The organism is Longimicrobiales bacterium, from assembly GCA_035764935.1.
GTDB lineage: Bacteria > Gemmatimonadota > Gemmatimonadetes > Longimicrobiales > RSA9 > DASTYK01.
Window position 1 is genome coordinate 1 of the sequence record DASTYK010000100.1, and the last position, 20,902, is coordinate 20,902.

The 20,902-nt window shown below is 69.2% G+C and carries 16 protein-coding genes; 7 read left to right on the forward strand and 9 right to left on the reverse strand.

All coding sequences use genetic code 11. The features are described 5' to 3' along the window. From VFU06_08375 to VFU06_08390, 4 genes are all read right to left on the reverse strand, one after another. On the reverse strand, positions 1 to 574 hold a 574-nt coding region (locus tag VFU06_08375; GenBank protein HEU5209412.1), incomplete at its 3' end, for a CbiX/SirB N-terminal domain-containing protein. Positions 575 to 610: 36 nt separating this feature from the next. Continuing rightward, entirely contained in the window at positions 611 to 2,647 is a 2,037-nt protein-coding gene (locus VFU06_08380; protein HEU5209413.1) for a TonB-dependent receptor, read from the reverse strand. A gap of 119 nt (positions 2,648 to 2,766) precedes the next feature. Then, entirely contained in the window at positions 2,767 to 3,732 is a 966-nt protein-coding gene (locus tag VFU06_08385; protein ID HEU5209414.1) for an HmuY family protein, read from the reverse strand. A gap of 321 nt (positions 3,733 to 4,053) precedes the next feature. Then, a complete protein-coding gene (locus tag VFU06_08390) occupies positions 4,054 to 4,605 on the reverse strand; it encodes a superoxide dismutase family protein (GenBank protein HEU5209415.1) in 552 nt (183 codons plus the stop codon). A 364-nt stretch (positions 4,606 to 4,969) separates the two neighbouring features. Here VFU06_08390 and VFU06_08395 point away from each other — a divergent pair, with 364 nt between their 5' ends. Continuing rightward, positions 4,970 to 5,386 carry a hypothetical protein gene (locus tag VFU06_08395; GenBank protein HEU5209416.1) on the forward strand — a complete coding sequence of 139 codons (417 nt, stop codon included), beginning with the start codon at positions 4,970 to 4,972 and terminating at the stop codon, positions 5,384 to 5,386. A gap of 57 nt (positions 5,387 to 5,443) precedes the next feature. On the opposite strand, the gene VFU06_08400 is transcribed toward VFU06_08395, so the two are convergent. Continuing rightward, positions 5,444 to 6,646 carry a DNA polymerase IV gene (locus VFU06_08400; GenBank protein HEU5209417.1) on the reverse strand — a complete coding sequence of 401 codons (1,203 nt, stop codon included), beginning with the start codon at positions 6,644 to 6,646 and terminating at the stop codon, positions 5,444 to 5,446. A 195-nt stretch (positions 6,647 to 6,841) separates the two neighbouring features. Between VFU06_08400 and VFU06_08405 the strand changes: the two genes are divergently transcribed. Further along, positions 6,842 to 8,035 (forward strand): DUF819 family protein, encoded by a 1,194-nt coding sequence (locus VFU06_08405; GenBank protein ID HEU5209418.1) that lies wholly within the window; start codon positions 6,842 to 6,844, stop codon positions 8,033 to 8,035. Between the two features lie 72 nt (positions 8,036 to 8,107). On the opposite strand, the gene VFU06_08410 is transcribed toward VFU06_08405, so the two are convergent. Then, positions 8,108 to 8,497, reverse strand: coding sequence for a hypothetical protein (locus VFU06_08410; GenBank protein ID HEU5209419.1), 390 nt, complete (start codon positions 8,495 to 8,497; stop codon positions 8,108 to 8,110). Between the two features lie 70 nt (positions 8,498 to 8,567). Then, the gene (locus tag VFU06_08415) at positions 8,568 to 10,877 is read right to left on the reverse strand and encodes a TonB-dependent receptor (GenBank protein HEU5209420.1); all 2,310 of its coding nucleotides are present in this window, start codon (positions 10,875 to 10,877) and stop codon (positions 8,568 to 8,570) included. A gap of 215 nt (positions 10,878 to 11,092) precedes the next feature. Here VFU06_08415 and VFU06_08420 point away from each other — a divergent pair, with 215 nt between their 5' ends. The 4 genes from VFU06_08420 to VFU06_08435 are packed head-to-tail and all read left to right on the forward strand — an operon-like array spanning position 11,093 to position 15,670. After that, positions 11,093 to 11,524, forward strand: a complete 432-nt coding sequence (locus VFU06_08420) for a hypothetical protein (GenBank protein ID HEU5209421.1) — start codon at positions 11,093 to 11,095, stop codon at positions 11,522 to 11,524. Between the two features lie 59 nt (positions 11,525 to 11,583). Continuing rightward, positions 11,584 to 13,902: a TonB-dependent receptor gene (locus tag VFU06_08425; GenBank protein ID HEU5209422.1), complete on the forward strand. Its 2,319-nt coding sequence runs from the start codon at positions 11,584 to 11,586 to the stop codon at positions 13,900 to 13,902. Then, a complete protein-coding gene (locus tag VFU06_08430) occupies positions 13,899 to 15,158 on the forward strand; it encodes a sialidase family protein (GenBank protein HEU5209423.1) in 1,260 nt (419 codons plus the stop codon). The genes VFU06_08425 and VFU06_08430 overlap by 4 nt, the downstream gene beginning before the upstream one ends. Then, the gene (locus VFU06_08435; protein HEU5209424.1) at positions 15,155 to 15,670 is read left to right on the forward strand and encodes a TlpA disulfide reductase family protein; all 516 of its coding nucleotides are present in this window, start codon (positions 15,155 to 15,157) and stop codon (positions 15,668 to 15,670) included. Before VFU06_08430 ends, VFU06_08435 begins: the two co-directional genes overlap by 4 nt. A gap of 72 nt (positions 15,671 to 15,742) precedes the next feature. Here the strand turns inward: VFU06_08435 and VFU06_08440 are convergent, their stop codons facing one another. Further along, complete coding sequence (locus tag VFU06_08440) at positions 15,743 to 17,140, reverse strand: mechanosensitive ion channel domain-containing protein (protein HEU5209425.1); 1,398 nt, start codon at positions 17,138 to 17,140, stop codon at positions 15,743 to 15,745. Between the two features lie 57 nt (positions 17,141 to 17,197). Between VFU06_08440 and gcvP the strand changes: the two genes are divergently transcribed. After that, a complete protein-coding gene (gene gcvP, locus VFU06_08445; protein ID HEU5209426.1) occupies positions 17,198 to 20,068 on the forward strand; it encodes an aminomethyl-transferring glycine dehydrogenase in 2,871 nt (956 codons plus the stop codon). Between the two features lie 306 nt (positions 20,069 to 20,374). Here the strand turns inward: gcvP and VFU06_08450 are convergent. Then, on the reverse strand, positions 20,375 to 20,902 hold a 528-nt coding region (locus VFU06_08450), incomplete at its 5' end, for a sugar phosphate isomerase/epimerase (protein ID HEU5209427.1).

Here is a 20,902-nt window from a genome sequence, read left to right on the forward strand (position 1 = left end):
GCACGCGTGCGACGTCGGGCGAGTCGTCGATCGCGCGCGCGACACGCACGGGCACGCTGGCACTCGCGCGCTCTATGCCCGCCATGTGCAGGTGGTGCATCATCGTCTCGCTCAGCTCGGCGACTTCTCCGGCGAGGTAGCGGATCTGCTCGTAATGACCGGAATGCGAAGACATCAGCATCGGCACGATGACCACGTGCTCCGCACCCTGATCGACCAGCTTCGCGATGACGTCCTGGAAGCGGTGCGTCTTTGCGCCGGGCCCCATGAGATAGCTGACCTCGACAGGCCCGTCTGTGCTCACCAGATCCGCGATCGTCTCGACCTGCGCGTTCCAGTCGGGGCCGCCGCCATGTGCCACGATCATCGTACCGATGACGGCATCGGCAGGAATCGGCGTGGACGCGTCGGGCGCGCTGGCAGTGGCGTCACTGGCATGCGCGCCAGCGGCGCCCTGCCCGGCAGCCGAAGCGGCAGGCTGCGCTTGATGCGTTACATGACGCGCCTGCTGCGCGAGCAACGGCGTCGGTGCGGCGAGCAGCGAAAGCGTGAGAAGTGTGCGAATTACCCGCATTTGTCGACCCTTGGTGAGTATCGTGTTCGTCATGGTTCAGTTCAGCTCGCGCGCGCCGCGCCAGCCGAGGCCGAGGTAAACCTGACGTCCGAGGTAGCCCGGGTACTCCGCGACGACGGCGTCGAAGATGTTGTCGATTCCGGCGCTCAGCTCCAGCCCCCAGGGAAGCGACTGCGCGACGCGCGCATCGACGCGCGTGAGCGCTGCGCGCTCGACGAGCGTGCCGTCCCCGAGGCGGGATATCGGAGTCGGACCAGAGTATGTCGCGCTCGCGTTCGCGCGGAGGCCGAACGCGAGTGCGTAGCCGAGTGAGCCGCGTGCACTGTGCTCCGGCCGGCCCAGCAGCGTCTCGCCGCTGGTACGGTCCCGCGCACGCAGCCAGGCGTAACCGGCCTCGGCCCGCAGCCCACCCCACGTTGTGCCGAGCTCGAGCTCCGTGCCCCACGTCTCGCCGTCGTCGATGTTCGCGTAGGTGAACGCCATGAGCTCGCTGTCCGGCGCCAGCTCGCGCGTCTCGATGAAGTCGTCGAACCGGTTGTAGAAGAGCTGCACGCGCGAGTAGACACGCTCTCCGCTCCACTCGACGCTGCCGCTCACGTTGGTGGAGCTCTCGGGCCGCAGCTCCGGATTGCCCCGCACGCGGTAGCCTGCGCCCGCACCCGTGTTCAGGAAGTCCATGTACAGCTCCTTGAACGACGGTGCGCGGAAGCCGCGGCCGACGGACGCGCGCACGGCGAGGTGGTCGGACGGACGCAGCATCGCAGCAACCCGCGGCGTCAGGTGCGCACCCCACTGTTCGCTCCACGAAAGCCGCACGCCCGGCACGACGCTCCAGCTGCCGCCGGTCCACGTCGCCTGCGCGAACGGCTCGGCGCTGTGCAGTGCGCGGTCATGGCCATCCACCCGGTCGGAGTGGATACCCTCGCGCCGCAACTCGACGCCGGCATCGATCGCCACGGCGTCACCCGCATATGCGTACAGCAGCTCCGCTTCCAGCAGGCGCTGGATCTCCTGCTCGTCGTCGGAGCCCGCAACAGGCTGCGGAAGGGTGGAGCGGCGGGTGAGGTGACGGAACTCCGTTGCATACAGTGTCGGGCTGAAGCGGTGTGCACCGCTGCTGTACACTGCGCCCGTGCGGGCGCCCCACTGCACGTTGTCGACGAAGTTGAAGACCGGACCCGTACGCCAGCGCTGCCGCTCGTCCAGGACGAGACCGCCGGCGCTCACTGCCAGCGCGTCCGACAGCTCCCATTGTACGCGTGCATTGCCGTCCCACCGCGTCGCGAATGTGCCTGACTCCCCCGAGTGCCCCGGAACCAGCTCGATCGTGCGACGCCCCCCGTCAATTGCGTATGCAGCGTCGCCAATGCCGCCGAGAACGTTGCCGGTGATGTCGATCCGGCCGTTGGAGCCACCGGTCACATCGACGCCGCCCTTCCAGACACCCTGCGCCGGTGAACGCGTGATCACGTTCACGACGCCACCCATGGCGTCCGAGCCGTACAGCGTCGACTGCGGGCCCTTCACCACCTCGACCCGCTCGATCATGGACGTCGGGATGCGCGACAGGTCGAGGCTGCCCGAAAGTCGGCCGATGAATGGCTGGCCATCCAGCAGCACCAGCACACGCTCGGAACCGAGTCCCTGGAGCATCACACCCTGGCCGATCGGGTGGCCTCCCTCCACACTCACACCCGTCCGCTCGGTGAGCACGGCGGACAGGTCCGGCGAGCCGCTCCGCTCCAGCTCCGCACGACCGACAACCTCCGTCGCGATCGGCACGTCCTTGAGCTGCTGCAGCCGGCGCGACGCCGTTACGACCAGAACGGACAGCGCCACTGGTCTCGGCGTGAGGCGTATGCGCACGGGCGAGTCGGTACCGGCTGGCACGGCGACCGTCTCCGTGGCAAAGGCCAGGTGCTCGATCACCAGCTCATGGGGACCGGGCGGAAGCAGCAGGCGCCACGCACCGTCCGCATCCGTGACCGTGCTGATTTCATGACACGCGGCACGTACGTCCGCGCCGGCGACCGGCGTGGCGGCACCGGCCTCCAGCACACGGCCACGCAGCACAACACGCTCTCTCGCGCCATGGACTACCGGCGCTGGCTGTTGTGCGTTCGCTGCGGCAACAGCAACGAGCAGTGCACAGCAGGGCACGCACGCGCGCAGCACGGCTCCCGCCCGCATGGTCAGTTCAGCGCCTCGTAGCGGAACGACACCTGGCGATCATTGCCTGCAATGTCGTAGTAGCCGATGACCTGGAGCTTGTAGACCCGATCGCCGGTGTCGACCAGGTAGACATCGAACGTCGGGAAGATCGTGTGGAAGCCGTCCAGGTTGTAACGGTACCAGGCATGCGCGGCGAACACTCCGCCGTATGCATCGCCGCGGTAGAGCTGCGCAGGCGCGTCGCTCGCATCCTCGACATCCTCGAACGCGTCGTCCGGCGAGAGCAGGGCAGCAGCATTGCCGTCACCACTCACGCCCCCATTCACGCGGATCTCGAAACCGTCCAGCACGATGTCCCAGTCGCTCGCGTCGCTCACGGCGCCCGTCGCGAAGTCGAAGTAGACAGGGCTCGTGCGGCCATCCAGCACCACCGTCTGCGCCGCGCCCATCGGCTCGCCCGCACCCGGCTGCACGGCGAACTCGACAGTGACTCGGCCGCCCGCCTGTGTGGCATCGGAAATGTCAACCACATGGAACTTCGCGTACTCGGGATCCGCACCGGCACCGCGAATGCGGTAGACCTGTTCCGGGTTCGCCGTGACCGTATGTGTCGTGAAGTCGTAGACGTACCAACCCGAAATCGCAGGATCGAGCACATCTGTCTCCCACGCATCGGGATCGCTCGGAATCGACGCCACCGACACACCCTCGAACGCCCCGAGCTGATTGTCCGGCGTCATGCCCTGCACCTGCGCGTCCGTCGCAGCAGCGTTCTGGCAGAGACAGTAGCCGCGCACATCACCGGGGCCCGCTGCACCGCCATTCAGCATGACGCGCGTCGCACTGAACGCGATGTCCCAGTCCGTCGAGGTGCTCCGGTCCCCGACCGTCACCTCCGACGCCGGTTCGCCGAGACGCACAAACGCCCAGCGCCCGTCCGCGTCCACGGTCAGTACCTGTTCGTCCTGGATTGGCGGGTCGATCACGTCCGTGCCCGAGCACGCGGCCTGGCCCGACCCGGCTAACGCCGCCCAGATCGCGGCCCGTCCGAGGAGCTTACACTCGAATCGCATCATTTCACTTGAGTTTGAGAATCGTTCTCATTTGGCAAGAGTAGTCCACGATGGCCGCCGATGCAAGCGGAGGGGGGCGAGACACGGAAGCGGAGGGAACCGGGGGTTGAACGGTGTCGATCAGAGTACGGGCCGGCACCTGGTGAGGCACCGGCCCGCTGGGGTTGAAGTCAGTCCGGGGCAGCGCGCCGATCGGGCGCTCCGCCCGCCGGCCGGGAGCGTATGCGGCTGCTGCTACCGCTGGATCACCCCGCAGGCGATCCGGTCCCCTGAATTCCCCGATGGATCCGTGGTATTGTCGTCGGGGCCGGCGTGAATCACGAGAGCGGAGCCATCCGCATCGAACAGCGAGCGCGGATCGCCCTCGGCGAGCGTCACGTTCTCGGCTGTTTCGCTGTACTCCGCCGTGCCGTCGTCGCCGACCTCGATGTTGGGCAGGTCACCGGCGTGAGGCCCCTGCGGGTTATCCAGCCCGTGCTGGGTGCTGTCCGGGTTGAAGTGGCCGCCCGCTGTGGAGAAGGCTGCGTCGCCGGAGGCATCGCACTGGCCGACCGCATGGATGTGGATCCCGTGCTCACCCGGCGGGAGGCCCCGTGCGTCGACCTCGATCCTGACGCCGCCGTTTTCCTGCCTGAACGTCGCGGTGGCCACGACGGTGCCTGCAGTGTCGCGCAGTTCGGCGCGGGCCGAGTCGGCAGTTGCCGTGTCGGTCATGGCGCTGGTGTCGGTCATGCCGGTGCCGACGGTATCTGCATCGAGGTTCGCGTTGTCATCCGCGTCGTCCACCGCGCAGGCGCCGACGGCGAGGATTGCCGCGGCGGCTGCGAATCGCGTCCATTTCATATGACCCTTCCTCCGGGTAGCAGTTCGAGAACAGGTGAACATGGGGCGGCGCACACGGGATGCCAAACGACACGACCGGGCAGCGTCGGCGCGGCAGATGACCTGTGCGTGGCCCGGATTCTGTCGCCAGGATGCCGTCGCATGCGTTCCGGAGCGCGATTGTCACTGTCGACCGGCCGTGTCCGTTGTATGGTGAGCCGGGCCCGCCCGCCGTCCGGAGATCACCGGTACTGGAACGGCGGGCCGCGGCCGGGTAAGCTCCCGGCAGCACGGCACCTTGCTGTTCAGCGAAAGGATTGAGATGCAGATGCGTTGGTTCAGGCTGGTCGTTCTCGTCGGCGCCGTGCTCGGCACGGGTTGCAGCGTTCTGGACAACGACGAGCCGGCGGAGGAGGCGCGTGTCCGGCTGAACGGCACCTCTGGTGTGGACCTGGAGCTGGTGACGTCCACCGAGTTCGGATTCAGCGTCGATCCCACCACCGGAAACCGGGAGACGGTGCTGATCCAGTCGGACACCGTGATGATCCGGCCGCCCTACGACGAGGTCTTCGACATTTCGCAGCGCGGCATCTTCCTGGTGCGGCTGACGAATGCGGAGCAGGAAGCGGCGGACGTGACGCTGGAAGTATCGATCGACGGCTCGCGCAAGATCTCGCAGCAAATGGTCATCGGCGCGGACGAGGGCGGTGTGCCGGGCCGTTTCGAGTGGTCGTGGCTGAACTAGCGGTCAACCGTCCATGAGGCGGCCGGGGCGTGCGACTGATCCAGGCTGAGCCGGCGATCAGCCGTCCATGAGACGCCCGGGCCGGATGGCGTCCGGCCCGAAGCGATCGCGCAGTGTGTCCGTGAGGCGGGCGAGCCGACGATCCCGGTCGGTCTCGCCCGCTTCGGTTTCGCCGCCGAACAGGCCGAGCTGGAGGGCCCCCTCGTCATCGGTGAGCTGCGACGCGGCAACGGACAGCAGCCGGGCAGGGACCCTGCGGCCGTCGCGGAGCCGGCCCAGCAGCTCGCGCGCGACCGAGAAAATGGCGCGATCGGACTCGAGCGGCTGCGCGATCGTACGTCCGGCGCTGCGGCTGCGGAAATCGAAGTCGCGCACGCGGACGGTGATCGTGCGCGCCCGCACACCTGCAGCACGCAGATCGCGACCGAGTCGAACGACGAGTGCGAGCAGCTCGCGCTCGAGTTCCGCGTCGTCATCGATATCGCGTGCAAAGGTTTCGTCGCGTGAATGCTGCTTGGCCGCGCGCTCCGGCTCGACCGCCCGGTCGTCGATGCCGCGGATCCGCTCGTAGAGCCACTCACCGCGGCGGTCGCCGAGGCGGCGCATCATGCTCGCGCGATCCAGGCAGAGCGCCTGCGGCACCGTGACCAGGCCCATCGCGCGCAGCTCGTCGGCGAACACCGGCCCGACGCCGGGAATGTCCACGAGCCGGAACTCCGCCAGGAATTCGTCCTCCTGTCCGGGTGCCACGACGTGCACGCCTGCCGGCTTGGCCCGTCCGACCGCCAGCTTCGCGACCAGCTTGGACGTCCCGCCGCCGATGGAAACCGCGATGTCGGTATCCCGCAGCACCGCCTGCTGGATGTGCCGCGCAGTGTCGGCCAGTGGCTCGTCGTGGTAGAGCCGTTCCGTCCCGCCCAGGTCCATGTATGCCTCGTCGATCGAGGCCGGCTCGACGAGGGGTGCAAAGCGCTCGAGCACCGCGCGCACGGCGCGACTCTTCTCGCCGCAGAGTGTGCGCGGAACGGGAACCACCTTCGCCTGCGGGCAGAGCTTGAGGGCGCGTGCGGTGGGCATGCCGGAGCGCACGCCGTACACGCGCGTCTGGTATGACGCGGACGTGACGACGCCGCGCTGGTCCGCACCGCCGCCGACGAGCAGCAGCGGCTCACGCCCCGCGCCATCGGGATCGGCAATGCGTGCGCACTGCACGAAGAACTGGTCGCAGTCGACCAGCAGGATGCGGCGTGGCGTGCTCATCACTCCGTCGGATAATCGCGTGGTCCTGCGCTGCGGCGTGCGACTGCGCCGGGTCGCCGTTGAGCGTACCCCGCTGCAGCGGCGCCGTTGCGTTCGCAGGCGCCCGCGTACATCTTCGCGCGTCGCTGCGCCGGGCGCGGAGCAGGCCTTCACCCGCCGCGCCGTCGGTCGATTGGACGCACCTCCGGAGGCATCATGCAGGAGACGACGGCGCTGCTCAACGACCCGATGCAGGTGTTCGGCTTCCTGGCGGGAGTCATCGCGCTGGTGTTCTGGCTGAGCGGCATACCCCGGCTGAAGAAGCTGTTCGATGTGCTGCCGCCAGTGCTGTTCGCCTACTTCGTTCCGACGCTCGCGACCACGTTCGGTATCACGCCGCCGACCTCCCCCGCGTACGACTGGATGCGGGCCTACCTGCTGCCGATCGCGCTCCTGCTCCTGATGATCACGTTCGATCTGCGCGCGATCATGCGGCTGGGCCGGGTCGCACTGATCATGATGCTGACGGGCACGGTCGGCATCATCATCGGCGCGCCCGTCGCGTTCCTGGTGTTCGGACCGTTCCTGCCGGAGAACGCGTGGCAGGGCTTTGCCGCGCTTTCCGGGAGCTGGATCGGCGGCTCCGCCAACATGGTGGCGATCGCGGAGTCCGTCGGGCTGCCGCCTGCGGACCTCGGTCCCTTCATCGTGGTCGACACCGTGGTCGGCTATGGATGGATGGCGGTGCTGCTCTTTCTGAGCAGCTTCCAGGAGCGGTTCGACCGCTGGAACCGTGCGGACCGCACCGCGATCGAGGAGACCAACCGTCGACTGCAGGAGCTGGACACCAGGCGCCACCCGATCGACCTGCGCATGGCACTGGTCATCATCGGCTTCGCCTTTGCCGGTGCGGTGCTCGGCATCGCGATCGGTGACCGCATGCCCCCGATCGGTGACCCGACCATCATCAGCAACACGACATGGGCCGTGCTCGTGGTCGTCACCGGCGGCGTGATCCTGTCCTTCACGCCGGTGCGCCAGCTCGAGGAATGGGGCGCGTCCCGCTTCGGCTACGCCGCGCTGTACCTGCTGATCAGTGCAATGGGCGCGCAGGCCGATCTCAGGGCGGTGCTGGATGCGCCGCTGTACCTCGCGGCCGGCGTGTTGTGGCTGTCGATCCACATCGCGTTGATGTTCCTGGTCGCACGCCTGGTGCGCGCTCCGCTGTTCTTCCTGGCGACCGGCAGCATGGCCAACGTGGGTGGCGCCGCGTCGGCCCCGGTGGTCGCCGGTGTCTACCACCCCGCCATGGCACCGGTCGGCCTGCTCATGGCTGTTGCCGGCTACGTGCTCGGCATCTACGGCGGCATCGCGGTCGCGGCGATGCTCGCCGCACTCGCGGGGGCCTGAGAAACGAGAAGCGCGCCGTTCGCACGGCGCGCTTTCGTCGATCGCATCCCCGGCCCCGGGGTCGAACCTGTATCAGTTGACCGTCACCGTCACGGGTGCACCGAAGTGCGAGTGCGAGCCGTGGCGGATCTGGACCTGCAGCGTCGCCGTGCCCGGCGCGGTGACCAGGCTGCCATCCAGGTTGGACAGCGGCGAGTAGCGCGCGACGCCCTGGTTGCTCGATGCGATCTCCAGCTCGTAATCGATGCCCAGCGAGACCAGCCGATCGTCGGTGTCTCGCACGTTGATCGTGACGTCGTGGGTCCCCTCGTCGACCGAGAGGGAGCCGTTGCTGCCCGCGCGCAGGGTCGTCGATTCATCCCCCACGCGCAGCACCACCTGGTCGATCTCGACCTCGAGTCCGGGGCCGAACGCATCCTCGCACGCCGCCAGAGCAAACGCCGGAACCAGCACTGCCATCATCCGTACCCACCGCATGCTGCCTCTCATACTTCACCTCGGTGATTCGTTCGCATCGTTGCAGGACATGTGCTCAGAAGGCCAGGCGATAGAGCAGGGACACGCCGATGCCCGGCTGTGGCATGATCTCCTTGATCCGCGACAGGTGATCGCGGTACTCGGCGTCGAGCAGGTTGTCGACGCGCAGCGTCAGCGTGTGCAGCCGGCCGCCGCGCAGGAAGCGGATGCCCCCGGTGAGGTCCGCGACCGCGTACGCGGCCGTTGGCTCCTCGAAATCGCCCGTGCGGTCCTGCTCGGCTGCGAAGCGTCCACCGACCCCGGCAAACCAGTCGGCGGTCTCGTAGCGGAGCGCCACCCGGCCGTGCGCCGGCGGGATCAGCGGCGGATGCTTCGACGCAGTGACAAACGTCGTATCACCATCCGCGAACACCGGAATCGGCGCACGCTCGCTGGTGAACTCCGCACGCACCACCGACCCGGTCGCTTCCAGGATGAGCTGCTGCGTGATGCTCAGGTCGAGCCCGCCCTCGATACCCGTGAAGCGTGCATCCTCGTTCGTGTACTGGAACAGCGGCAGGCCCTCGGCGCCCTCGACCGTGCGGCCGCGGCTGGAAGGAAACACGTACCCGTCCAGCTGGTTGCGGAACGCGGCGAGCTCCGCCTGGATGCGACTGCCCTGGTAGCGGACGAACGCGTCGACGCCGGCGCCGGTCTCCGCTTCCAGGCCGGGATCGCCGACGTCGAAGGAGTTCGCTGCCAGGTGCGGGCCGCTCGTGTACAGCTCGTTGAAGTCGGGGGTGCGGTAGGCGCGCGCGACGCTCACGCCGATGCGCACCGGGTCGCTCACCTCGTACAGCAGGCCAAGTGATCCGGAGAATGCACTGAACTCCCGGTCACGCACGGGAACCAGCTCCCCGCCCACGTCGATCGACGCGGTGCCGCGCGGCTCGTAGCGCGCGACGTCGTAGCGTGCGCCGGCCTGCAGCCGGAGCGGCCCCCTGCCCACTTCCTCCACCACGAAGACCGCCGCCGAGACGTCACGGGTCGACGGGGTGGACAGCTCACCACCGGTCTCGATGTCGCGATACTGTGCGCTGAAACCGAGTGCACCCGTGCTGATCAGCCCGAGTGCGTCATGACGCGCGAGCACGTTCAGCGCTGCAACGTCCTGCAGGAACTCGGTGCCGACCTCGCCGCCCTCCTCGATCTCACGGTGCGTGTAGTTCGTGTAGCTGCCCGTGACCTCGACCTCCTCGAAGAACGCGACGTCGTGGAGATCCAGCTCGCCGCGTGCGGAGTGTCGCTGCATCTCGACATGCACGTTGTGCGCGTGTTCTTCTTCGGGCTCCTCCGCGCCGGGCTCTTCGTCGTGGGATTCGTGGGCGCCGTCGGGGATGCCGTAGCGGGAATCGAAGAAGCGGTAGCTTGCGCCGAGGTGCGCCCCGTTCACGCTGCGCCCCACGCCGGCGGACAGGTTCCAGGTGCGGGCGTCGGTGTTGTCGAGCGTGCCGGCGGGGGTCGATACATCGCCGGAGGCGCGCCCACTTGCCTCGAAACGCGCCGCCCACCTGCCGATCGGCACGACACCGAAGCCGCCCAGCGTTCCGCCGGAGTTCACGCTCTGCGCCTGCCCGACGATCGCACCATGAAAGTGATCGGGGACCGTCCGCGGCACTTCCTCGCGCACGACGTTCACTACGCCGCCCAGTGCGCTGCTGCCGTACAGCAGCGACATGGGCCCGCGCACCACCTCCATGCGCTGTGCCGTCAGTGGGTCGATCGCGACTGCGTGATCCGCAGAGGTCGAGGACATGTCCCCGCTGCGGACGCCGTCCTCCAGCATCACGATGCGGTCGCCGCCCATCCCGCGGATCACCGGCCGCGCGGTCGCCGGGCCCAGGCCCGTCACGGCGACGCCGGGCTCGTCCGCCAGCGTCGCAGCGACTGTCGCGTCGAGCTTCCGCTCCAGCTCCGCAGCCGAAACGACGGAGGTCGGGCTGAGCACGTCCTGGCCGGCCCGGGACGTGATCGTTCCCGTGACCACGATCTCCTCGAACTGCACAGCCGCCACCTGCAGCTCGATCCGGACCTCCGTCGTCCGGCCGGCATCCACCTGGACGACGACCTGGCGCGGCGCGTACCCGATCCGCTGGACCGCCAGTGTATGCGTGCCGGCCCGCACACCAGGAAAGGCGAACTCGCCGTCCACACGTGTGCTCTCGCTCCGGTGCGATTCGACCAGCTCGACGTGCGCCGCCGCCAGCGGACCGCCCCCTGCCTCGACCACCACGCCGAGGATGGTGCCGCGCTCCTGGCCGGCTGCACCGCCGGAGGGTACCCAGGCCGCCAGCGCGACCAGCACTGCTACTGCAGAACGGATCATGATTCTCCTGTGCACTCACTGGATCCGGCGTCAACGCGTCACACCCCGTGTGCATCCCGGCTGCGACGCCGCGCGCGCCTCCGGCGGCCGGGGCGCGGCTACTGCGTACACGCCCCGACACCGGACGGGTCCGCTTCCGGCTTCACGCGGATGCCTGCCTGGCTGAGAGTCGTTATCATACACTGCGGGACAAGCCCCTGCCGGGAGACGCAACCGTGAGGAGCAAGCTGCACCGCCGGATCGTCAGTCTGCTCGCGCTCGTCGTGTTCAGTACGACGGGTGCGGCGGACGCGTACGGCCTGCACTCCTGCCCGCACCACGACGCACTGCCGGAGACGCCGCATCAGCAGCACGCGCACCGGGCCGATGCGCAGGCTGCGACCGTGACGTCGCACGGGCAGCACTCCCATGACAGCGCCGATGCTCCGGCGTCCCCTGCGGAGCACGACGGTCACGGTCCATGCACGTGCGTTGGCGAGTGCAGCTCGAATCCTCCGGCGGCGCCGCTCGAGGCTGCGCCGGTCACTGTCGTCGCTTCGCTGGCCACACGGCACGTCGTCGTGCCCGCGCAGGTGCAGCCACACGCCTGCACGACTCCGTACCTCCTCCCCTGGCCGAACGCGCCACCCGTTTCCGCTTCACGTTGAGTTCCTGATGCCGTGCGCATGGTGCGCGCGGCGGATGCACTGAAGCGGAGACAATTCCGATGATACAGCACACCCGTACGCGGTCTCGTGCCGCGTACGCACTCGTCGCGGCCATGCTGGTCGCGGCGCTGCCGGCCATTGCGGCTGCGCAGCAGCCCGGCACACTCACCGGCCGCGTGGCCAGCGCCACAAGCGTGGCCGCTGTCGCCGGAGCACAGGTCACGGCCGGCACTCAGAGGACGGAAACCGACGCGCGGGGCGAGTTCCGGCTCGTGCTGCCCGCAGGCACGCACGCGGTGACGGTCGCCGCGCCGGGCCATGGCACGCTGACGCGCGAGGTGACGATCGTCGCCGGACGCACCACGTCGATCGCCGTGGTGCTGGAGGTATCCGCCTACGCCCTCGACGAGCTGGTCGTGACGACCAGCCGGGAGGAGCGGCGCAAGGCCGAAACGCCGGCCTCGGTCGGCGTCGTGTCGAGCGAGCAGATCCGCGCGGCGCACCCGACACACCCGGCCGAACTGCTCAACCAGGTGGCAGGCGTGTGGGTGAGCGTGACGGGCGGTGAGGGGCACATGACGTCGATCCGCCAGCCGAAGACCACGAGCCCCGTTTACCTGTACCTGGAGAACGGCGTGCCTACGCGTTCGACCGGGTTCTTCAACCACAATGCGCTGTACGAGGTGAACGTCGCGCAGGCGGACCGCATCGAGGTGGTCAAAGGGCCGATGACGGCGCTCTACGGCAGCGACGCGATCGGCGGGATGATCAACGTGCTGACGCGCTCGCCCGCGGAAGCACCCCGCATCGCCGGCTCGGTCGAGGCCGGCGGGCAGGGCTACCAGCGGTTGCTCCTCACCGGCTCGGCCGGCGACGGGACCGGCGGCATCCTCGCGGAAGCGAACCTCACGCGCACGGACGGCTGGCGTGACGGGACCGGCTACGACCGCGCGAGCGGTACGCTGACCTGGGAGCGTGCGCTCGGGACCGGCAGCCTGCGGACCGTGGCGTCGTTCTCGATGATCGACCAGCAGACGGCCGGCGCCTCGTCGCTGTCCGCGGAGGATTTTCGCAACGCGCCCGAGCTCAACTACACACCGATCTCGTTCCGCGAGGTGCGCGCGTTCCGGGCGTCGTCCGCGTACCAGCTCACGCGCAACTCGTGGTCGCTCGACGCCACCGGTTTCGTGCGGTGGAACGACATGGAGATGCTGCCGAACTGGTCGCTGACGTACGACCCTGCGGTGACGCGCACCGGTCATTCCTCCGCCGGCGCGCTGCTGCGCGTCCGCCGCGACATCGCGCCGCTCGCGGGCAGCATGACGTTCGGGCTGGACGCGGAGTACAGCCCCGGCGAGCACCGCGAGTGGTCAGTGCAGGCAACACGCACGGACGGCGTGTTCACGGACTACGAGCGCGGAGGCGTGCTGTACGATTACGACGTCGCGTTCAGCGCGATCTCACCCTACGTCCAGCTCGTGAGCTCACCACTGTCCGTGCTGCACCTGACCGCCGGGCTGCGCTTCGACCGGCTCGCCTACGACTACGACAACCCGCTCGGTGCGCTGCAGGAGGGGCGGCACCGCCGGCCGGCAAGCACGGAGGTCAGCTACACGCACCTGTCGCCCAAGGTCGGCGCAACACTGGAGCTGACGCCGACGCTGAACGTCTTTGCGGCGTACGGTCACGGCTTCCGCGCGCCCTCCGAGGGTCAGCTCTTCCGCCAGGGGCGCGCGGCCAGCACGCTGGCGCTCGCGCCGGTCAAGGCGGACAACCTGGAAGCGGGCGCGCGCGCACGCGTGCTCGGCGTGTCGCTGGAGGCCGCCGTGTACCGGCTCATCAAGAGCGACGACATCCTGAGCTTCACCCACCCCGACGGCACGACCGAGACCGTGAACGCAGGTGAAACGCTGCACCAGGGTGTGGAGCTGGCAGCGGCGACGACACTCGCGGATATCGTCGACCTGGCGACGTCGTACACGCGTGCAACACACCGTTACGAGGAGTGGCTGCCGGGCAACGGCGTCGACTACTCCGGCAACACGATGGAGGACGCGCCACGCACGCTGGCAAGTGCATCGCTCGGCGTCCGGCCGCCGTTCCTCGCGGGCGGAGGGATCACGCTGGAGTGGGCACACGTCGGCGCGTTCTGGATGGATCCGGCGAACACGCACCGCTACGACGGTCACGACCTGCTGCACGTCCGCGCGCAGCAGCCGCTGCTGGACCGGCTGTCGGTGTTCGCGCGCGTGCACAACGTCACGGACGAGCGCTACGCCGAAACGGCGGCATACACGGATGCGCGCGGCCAGGAGTTCGCGCCGGGCATGCCGCGCACGCTGTACTTCGGGCTGGAGTGGAAGGGAGGTACGCGATGAGCACCGCTACCAGCATGCGACGCTCCGCCGCGGCCCTCGCCGCGTGCGTGGCGTTGGTCGCTTCCGCGTGCGCGAACGAGCCTGCGACCATCGAGGATGCCTCTCTCGTCGCGGCAGGCAACGCTCATTCACCGACCGTCGCGGTCGCAGCGGATGGCGCGACGTATGTCGCCTGGGTGAGCGGCGACAGCACGTTCGACGTGCTGCTTGCCCGTGCGGGTGAGCAGCCGGTGCGCGTGAACGACATCGCGGGCGATGCGGCACCACACGCACAGGCGCCGGCGCAGGTGGCGCTCGGGCCCGAGGGCAATGTGTATGTCGCGTGGCAGAACAACACGCCGATCGAGGGACGGCGCTTTCCCGCGAGCGACCTGCGCTTCGCCCGCTCCGCCGACGGTGGTCGCACGTTCGAGCCCGCAATCCACGTGAACGACGACGCCGGCGGAGTGCCGGCGTCGCACACGTTTCACGACGTCGCCGTCGGCGACGACGGCACCGTGTACGTGTCCTGGATCGACGGCCGTGTGCGCGCGCAGGCTGAATCGCCGCGACATGCGGATGCACCTGCGCACGAGCATGGCGACAGCGACACGGGGCCGGAGATCCGCGTCGCCCGCTCACGCGACGGCGGCCGCAGCTTCGGGCCGGGCGTGGTGGTCACGCCCAAGGCATGCCCGTGCTGTCGCACGACGCTCGCGGTCTCCGGCCGCAACGTGTACGTCGCGTGGCGCGACGTGACCGACGACAACGTGCGCAACATCGTGGTCGCGCATTCGGCGGATGGTGGCGAAACCTGGAGCGCGCCGCGGGCTGTGCACCAGGACGCGTGGCAGATCGATGGCTGCCCGCATGCGGGCCCGTCGCTCGCGATCGGCCGCGACGGGCGACTGCACGTCGCGTGGTACACGGGTGCGCCGGATCGACCCGGCATCTACCACGCGGTGGCGGACGACGGGCTCCACTTCGGTGCGCCCGCACCGCTGCTTTCGGGCGAGTGGGTCCCACCGTCGCTGGTCGAGCTGGCCGCGACGGATGGTGCCATGCTCGCGGCGTGGGACGACCGCCGTTCGGAGGTCCCGCGACTGACGCTGGAGCGGCTGGCAGACGGTGCGCAGTCGGCGGGATTCCGTGCTCGCGGCCGGGCGCATTCCGAGACGGCTGGACTCGCGCCGGCACTCGCCGCAAACGGCGGGCGCTATGCACTAGCGTGGTTGCGTGGCGACTCGGTGTACGTGCGGCTCGGGGCACTGCCATGACGCGCGCTGCCACCCTGGTGCTCTGCCTGCTGCTCCCGCTCGGCGCGTGCGCCGACGGCTCCGCGGGTGAGTTCGCGCCGCTGCAGCGCGGGGACCGCGCGCCCGCCTTTGGCGCGGTGACCCTCGAGGGCGACTCGCTCGCGCTCGGGTCGCTTGCGGACCGGCCGATCCTGCTGAACGTGTGGGCGACGTGGTGCCCGCCGTGCCGCGAGGAGATGCCCGCGCTGCAGGCACTGCACGATCGCTACGACGCGCGCGGACTGGCGGTCGTCGCAGTCAGCCTGGACGCGTCCGCCGCGGATGCAGCCGCGTTCGCCGGCGAGCTGGGGCTGACCATGCGGATGCTGCACGACCCCGCGGGGCGCGTGACGCGCACGTTCCGCACGACCGGCGTGCCGGAAACGTTTCTGATCGGGCCGGACGGACGCATCGTGCGTCGCTGGATCGGCGCCTTCGACCCGCTGGCGGACGATGTGATTGCCAGCGTGGAGAGCGTGCTGGGGCAGGGCTGATCGGTTCCGGGTGAGACGTGGCTGCCGGGGCTGAGAGAGCGCCGGGGCAGGGCTGATCCGCTCTGCCTGGGGCTACCCGCCCTCCACGCCGTCGTCCATGATCACGCGCCGCACCGGGTAGGCCGCGCGGATCCTGCTCGCGTGCTCCGGCGCCGTCGTCGCGCGCTGCAGCTCCAGCGTGAGCGTGCTCGCCCACCGGCGTCGTTCGCGGACGGGCACCAGGTAGCGGACCGTCAGCTCCAGCCAGTGCTCGACGCCGCTCACGTAGACCTGCGGCTCGTCGGCCACGTCCATGCCCAGCCCGCTCGCCTCGAGCAGCCCGCGGTAGGTCTCGATCGGTTTCCGCATCGCGTCGCCGACGATGCGGCGCGCCGTCGCGACCGCGACGCGCATCGCGTACTCGACGTCGCTGTCGTCGGAGATGGTGATCGAGACCTCGTCCCAGACGTAGGGGAAGTCGCGCGTGTAGTTCACGACGTTGGCGCGCAGCAGCTCCGAGTTGGGGAAGGTGATGACGGCGCCCGTCGGCTGCGCGCCCTGCACGGGCTTGTCCGGCCCGCCCGCCTCCCAGAGCGTCGTGTTCAGGAAATCGATGCGGTACACGTCGCCGAACACGTCGCCCACGCCGATGCGGTCACCGACCCGGTAGTAGCCCTTGAACGAGTTGAGCAGCCAGGCGGTGAAGCTCTCGATCGGTGCCTGCAGCGCCCAGGACAGGGCGAGGCCGAAGAGACCGATGGAGCCGAGCAGGGCGCGCGGGCTGCCGGCCACGACGCTGAGCGCGATCGCCAGTGCGAGGAACCAGAGCAGGATCGTGGAGACGGCTGCCGCGGCATCGGCCTTCTCCCACGTGCCGAACGCGTGGCGCAGCAGGGGGCGCAGCAGCCGCGTGATGATGGCGGCCAGCACCAGCAGCACCAGCGCGATCACCAGCTTGGGGAGCAGCCCGGAGATGCCGATCGTGATCTGGCGGATCGTGCTGCGCACCTCCTGGAGGGAGCGGCTCGCCTCCGATGCGACGTTCTGCGACAGGTCGCCCGTATCGGCCGCGCTGAGAGCCGTGTCCGTCCCGAGCGTGTCGCCGAGCGGCAGCACGACCACGGTGTCGGGCAGCGTGTCCTGTGCGGGGTCCTGCCCGTCCGCCGGTTCTCCGCTCAGCAGGAGCAGCAGAGCGGTCAGTGCGATGGCCAGCGCCGAGCCCGTGCGGAATCGGCGCAGCCGGTAGCGGGCACTGCGGTAGTAGGAGGACGTGCCGGTCCGCAGGTAGCGGCCCCGGCGCGGCTGTGCGCTCCGTTGCGCGGGCGCACCCGCCCGCCGCTGCGCCCTGCCGCTACGGGCGGTTCGCCCGCGCGGCCGTTCCGGATCCCGGCTGCCGTTTGCCATGATCAGCCGGGCGCTTGCACGACCCGTGCAACCATCGCCGGGACCCATGCGGGGTACCACCAGCGCGCCGCCTGTGCGCGCTCGCATTTTCCGGTGCGTCGCCTAATGTTAGCGCGGCTGTCGTCCACTCCTCAGAGAAGAACCATGAAGACCATACAGGATGCGCTGCCACTGTCCGGGCACCCGTTCACCCGCCGGCACATCGGGCCCGGGCCGGAAGAGGCGCAGGCCATGCTCGAGGCGCTCGGCTACACGTCGCTGGACGCGCTGATCGAGGACGCGATTCCTTCGAGCATCCGGTTCCGCGGCTCGCTCTCGGTCGGCGAGACCATGAGCGAGCTCGAGGCACTGAACGAGCTGCGCGCACACGCGGAGCGCAACCGTGTGCTGCGCTCCTTCATCGGGCTCGGCTACCACGACACGTTCACGCCGCCCGTGATCCAGCGGAAGGTGCTCGAGAACCCGAGCTGGTACACCGCGTACACGCCGTACCAGGCGGAGATCTCGCAGGGCCGCCTGGAAGCGCTGCTCAACTTCCAGACGGTCGTCATCGACCTGACCGGCCTGCCGATCGCCAATGCGTCACTGCTCGACGAGGGCACCGCTGCTGCCGAAGCAGTGCAGCTCGCGCATGCGGCCGTGGGCAAGCGCAACACGATCTTCGTATCCGACCAGTGCCACCCGCAGACCATCGAGGTGGTACGCACGCGCGCATCGGCGCGCGGCTACACGCTCGAGATCGGCGATGCCGCGAGCGCCCAGTTCAGCGACGACGTGTTCGCGGTGCTGCTGCAGTATCCCGGCACGGACGGCCTGGTGATGGACTACAGCGACGTCGCACAGCGTGCGCACGACGCCGGCGCACTCGTGATCGCAGCGTGCGACCTGCTCGCGCTGGCGCTGCTGACGCCGCCCGGTGAGTGGGGCGCCGACATCGCGGTCGGCAACTCGCAGCGCTTCGGCGTGCCGCTCGGCTTCGGCGGCCCGCACGCCGCGTTCCTCTCGACGAAAGAGGAGTACAAGCGACTGATCCCCGGACGCATCATCGGCGTGTCGACCGATCCGCAGGGCGAGCCCGCGCTGCGCATGGCGCTGCAGACGCGTGAGCAGCACATCCGTCGCGAGAAGGCGACCTCCAACGTCTGCACCGCACAGGTGCTGCTGGCCGTGATCGCGAGCTTCTACGCCGTGTACCACGGACCGGAAGGACTGGAGCGCATCGCGCGCCGCGTGCACCGCCTGACCGTCGCGCTCGCGGACGGCCTGCGCGCCGCCGGTTTCACGCTGCGCCACGACACGTTCTTCGACACGATCCGCGTGGCGACCGGTGGCAAGCAGCAGCAGGTCATCGCCGCGGCGCTGGAGCATGGCATCAACCTGCGCGCGGCCGGCGACGACGACATCGTCGTCGCACTCGACGAGACCGTGACGGTGCGCGACCTGGCCGACGTGCTGGCCTCGTTCGGTGCGAAGGCGGACGCGGCGGCACTGTTTGCAGACGCGGACGACCAGTTCGCGGCGCCACTGGCCCGCACCAGCGACTACATGACGCACCCGGTGTTCAGCCGGTACCGATCCGAGACCGAGATGCTGCGCTACATCCACCGGCTCGAGTCGAAGGACCTGTCGCTCACCACGTCGATGATCCCGCTCGGCTCGTGCACGATGAAGCTGAACGCCGCAGCGGAGATGTACCCGATCTCGTGGGCCGGCTTTGCGCGCATGCATCCGTTCGCGCCCGCGGACCAGGGCGAGGGCTACCGCGCGATGTTCGCGCAGCTCGAGGGGTGGCTCGCCGACATCACCGGCTTCGACCGCGTGTCGCTGCAGCCGAACGCGGGATCGCAGGGCGAGTTCAGCGGGCTCATGGTCATCCGCGCCTACCATCACGCGCGCGGCCAGGCGCAGCGCAATGTCTGCCTGATCCCGCAGTCCGCACACGGGACCAACCCGGCGAGTGCGGTGATGGCGGGCATGAACGTCGTCGTGGTGAAGAGCGATGAGGACGGCAACATCGACATCGACGACCTGCGCGCCAAGGCCGAGAAGCACAGCGACACGCTGGCCGCACTGATGGTGACGTACCCGTCGACGCACGGGATCTTCGAGGAGGGCATCCGCACGATCTGCCAGGTCGTCCACGAGCACGGCGGGCAGGTCTACATGGACGGCGCGAACATGAACGCCATGGTCGGCCTCGTCCGCCCCGGCGACATCGGCGCCGACGTCTGCCACCTCAACCTGCACAAGACGTTCTGCATCCCGCACGGCGGCGGCGGCCCCGGCATGGGCCCCATCGGCGTCGCGGCGCACCTGTCGCCGTACCTGCCGGGACATCCGCTGGTGGAGACGGGCGGCGAGCAGGCGATCGGGCCGATCTCCGCCGCACCATGGGGCAGCCCGTCGATCCTGCCGATCTCCTGGATGTACATCCGCATGATGGGCAGTGAGGGGCTGACCGACGCGACGCGCTTCGCGATCCTGAACGCCAACTACGTCGCCTACCGGCTGCGCGAGAGCTACCCGGTGCTGTACGCCGGGCGGAACGGCCTGGTCGCGCACGAATGCATCATCGACCCGCGGCCGCTCCGGCAGAGCGCCGGCGTCGAGGCGACCGACATCGCCAAGCGCCTCATGGACTACGGCTTCCACGCGCCGACCGTCAGCTTCCCCGTCGCGGGCACGCTGATGATCGAGCCGACCGAGTCGGAGTCGAAGGCGGAGCTGGACCGCTTCTGCGACGCACTGATCGGCATCCGCGAGGAGATCCGCGAGATCGAGATCGGCGTCGCCGATCGCAGCGACAACCTGCTCAAGAACGCGCCGCACACCGCGGAGGTCGTGATCAGCGACGAGTGGCCGCACCCCTACGGCCGCGAGCGCGCCGCGTACCCGGCGCCGTGGACGCGCATCCACAAGTTCTGGCCCGCAGTCGGGCTGGTGGACGCGGCAGCCGGCGACCGGAACCTGATCTGCGCGTGTCCGCCGGTGGAGGAGTACGCGAGCATCGGATGATCTTAGAGGCGGGCCCGGGGCCCGGGGCCCGGGGCCGGGGCCGGGGACTGCAAATGGATTTTGGGGCTGAGTGAAAAGGGCGGCCGTCGGAGGATCACTCCGGCGGCCGCTCTTCGTTGTGCGCACCCAACTGGAAACGCAATTCAAAACGCGATCGGATTCACCTCGCGGCCCAACCGCGCCGCGAAGCTGCGGGGCGACGCCGCAACAAAACGAATGCGTTCTTCCGTAACCAACTCAGCGCCTTCCGCGCCTCCGCGGTGAATATAAACCTCTGTGTCCTCTGTGCTCTCCGTGGTAGAAACACTAACCTGAGCGCGCAAAAGCAGCATCGAACGCCTGCGCACCAGGCGTGAAATCCATGCGCCGCACGAATGCGCACGCCTCGCGCGCCCCGTGCTCGCGGTCCATGCCCGCATCCTCCCATTCCACCGACAGCGGCCCCGTGTAGCCGATGCGATGGAGCGCGCGCATGACCTGCTCGAAGTCCACCCGACCCCGGCCCGGTGAGCGGAAGTCCCAGCCTCGGCGGGCGTCGCCGAACTCGAGGTGACCGCCGAACACGCCGCTGTCGCGCGGCGCGTCCGACCACCACGCATCCTTCATGTGCACGTGGCGGATGCGCGCGCCGAACCGCTCGATGAGTGCCACGTAATCGACGCCCTGGTAGCCGAAATGGCTCGGGTCGAAGTTGAAGCCGAACGCCGGATGCCCGTTCACCGCGTCGAGCGCGCGCTGCGCCGTTACGAGATCGAACGCGATCTCGCTCGGATGGACTTCCAGTGCGAATGCGACGCCCGCCTCCTGGAACGCGTCGAGGATCGGCGTCCAGCG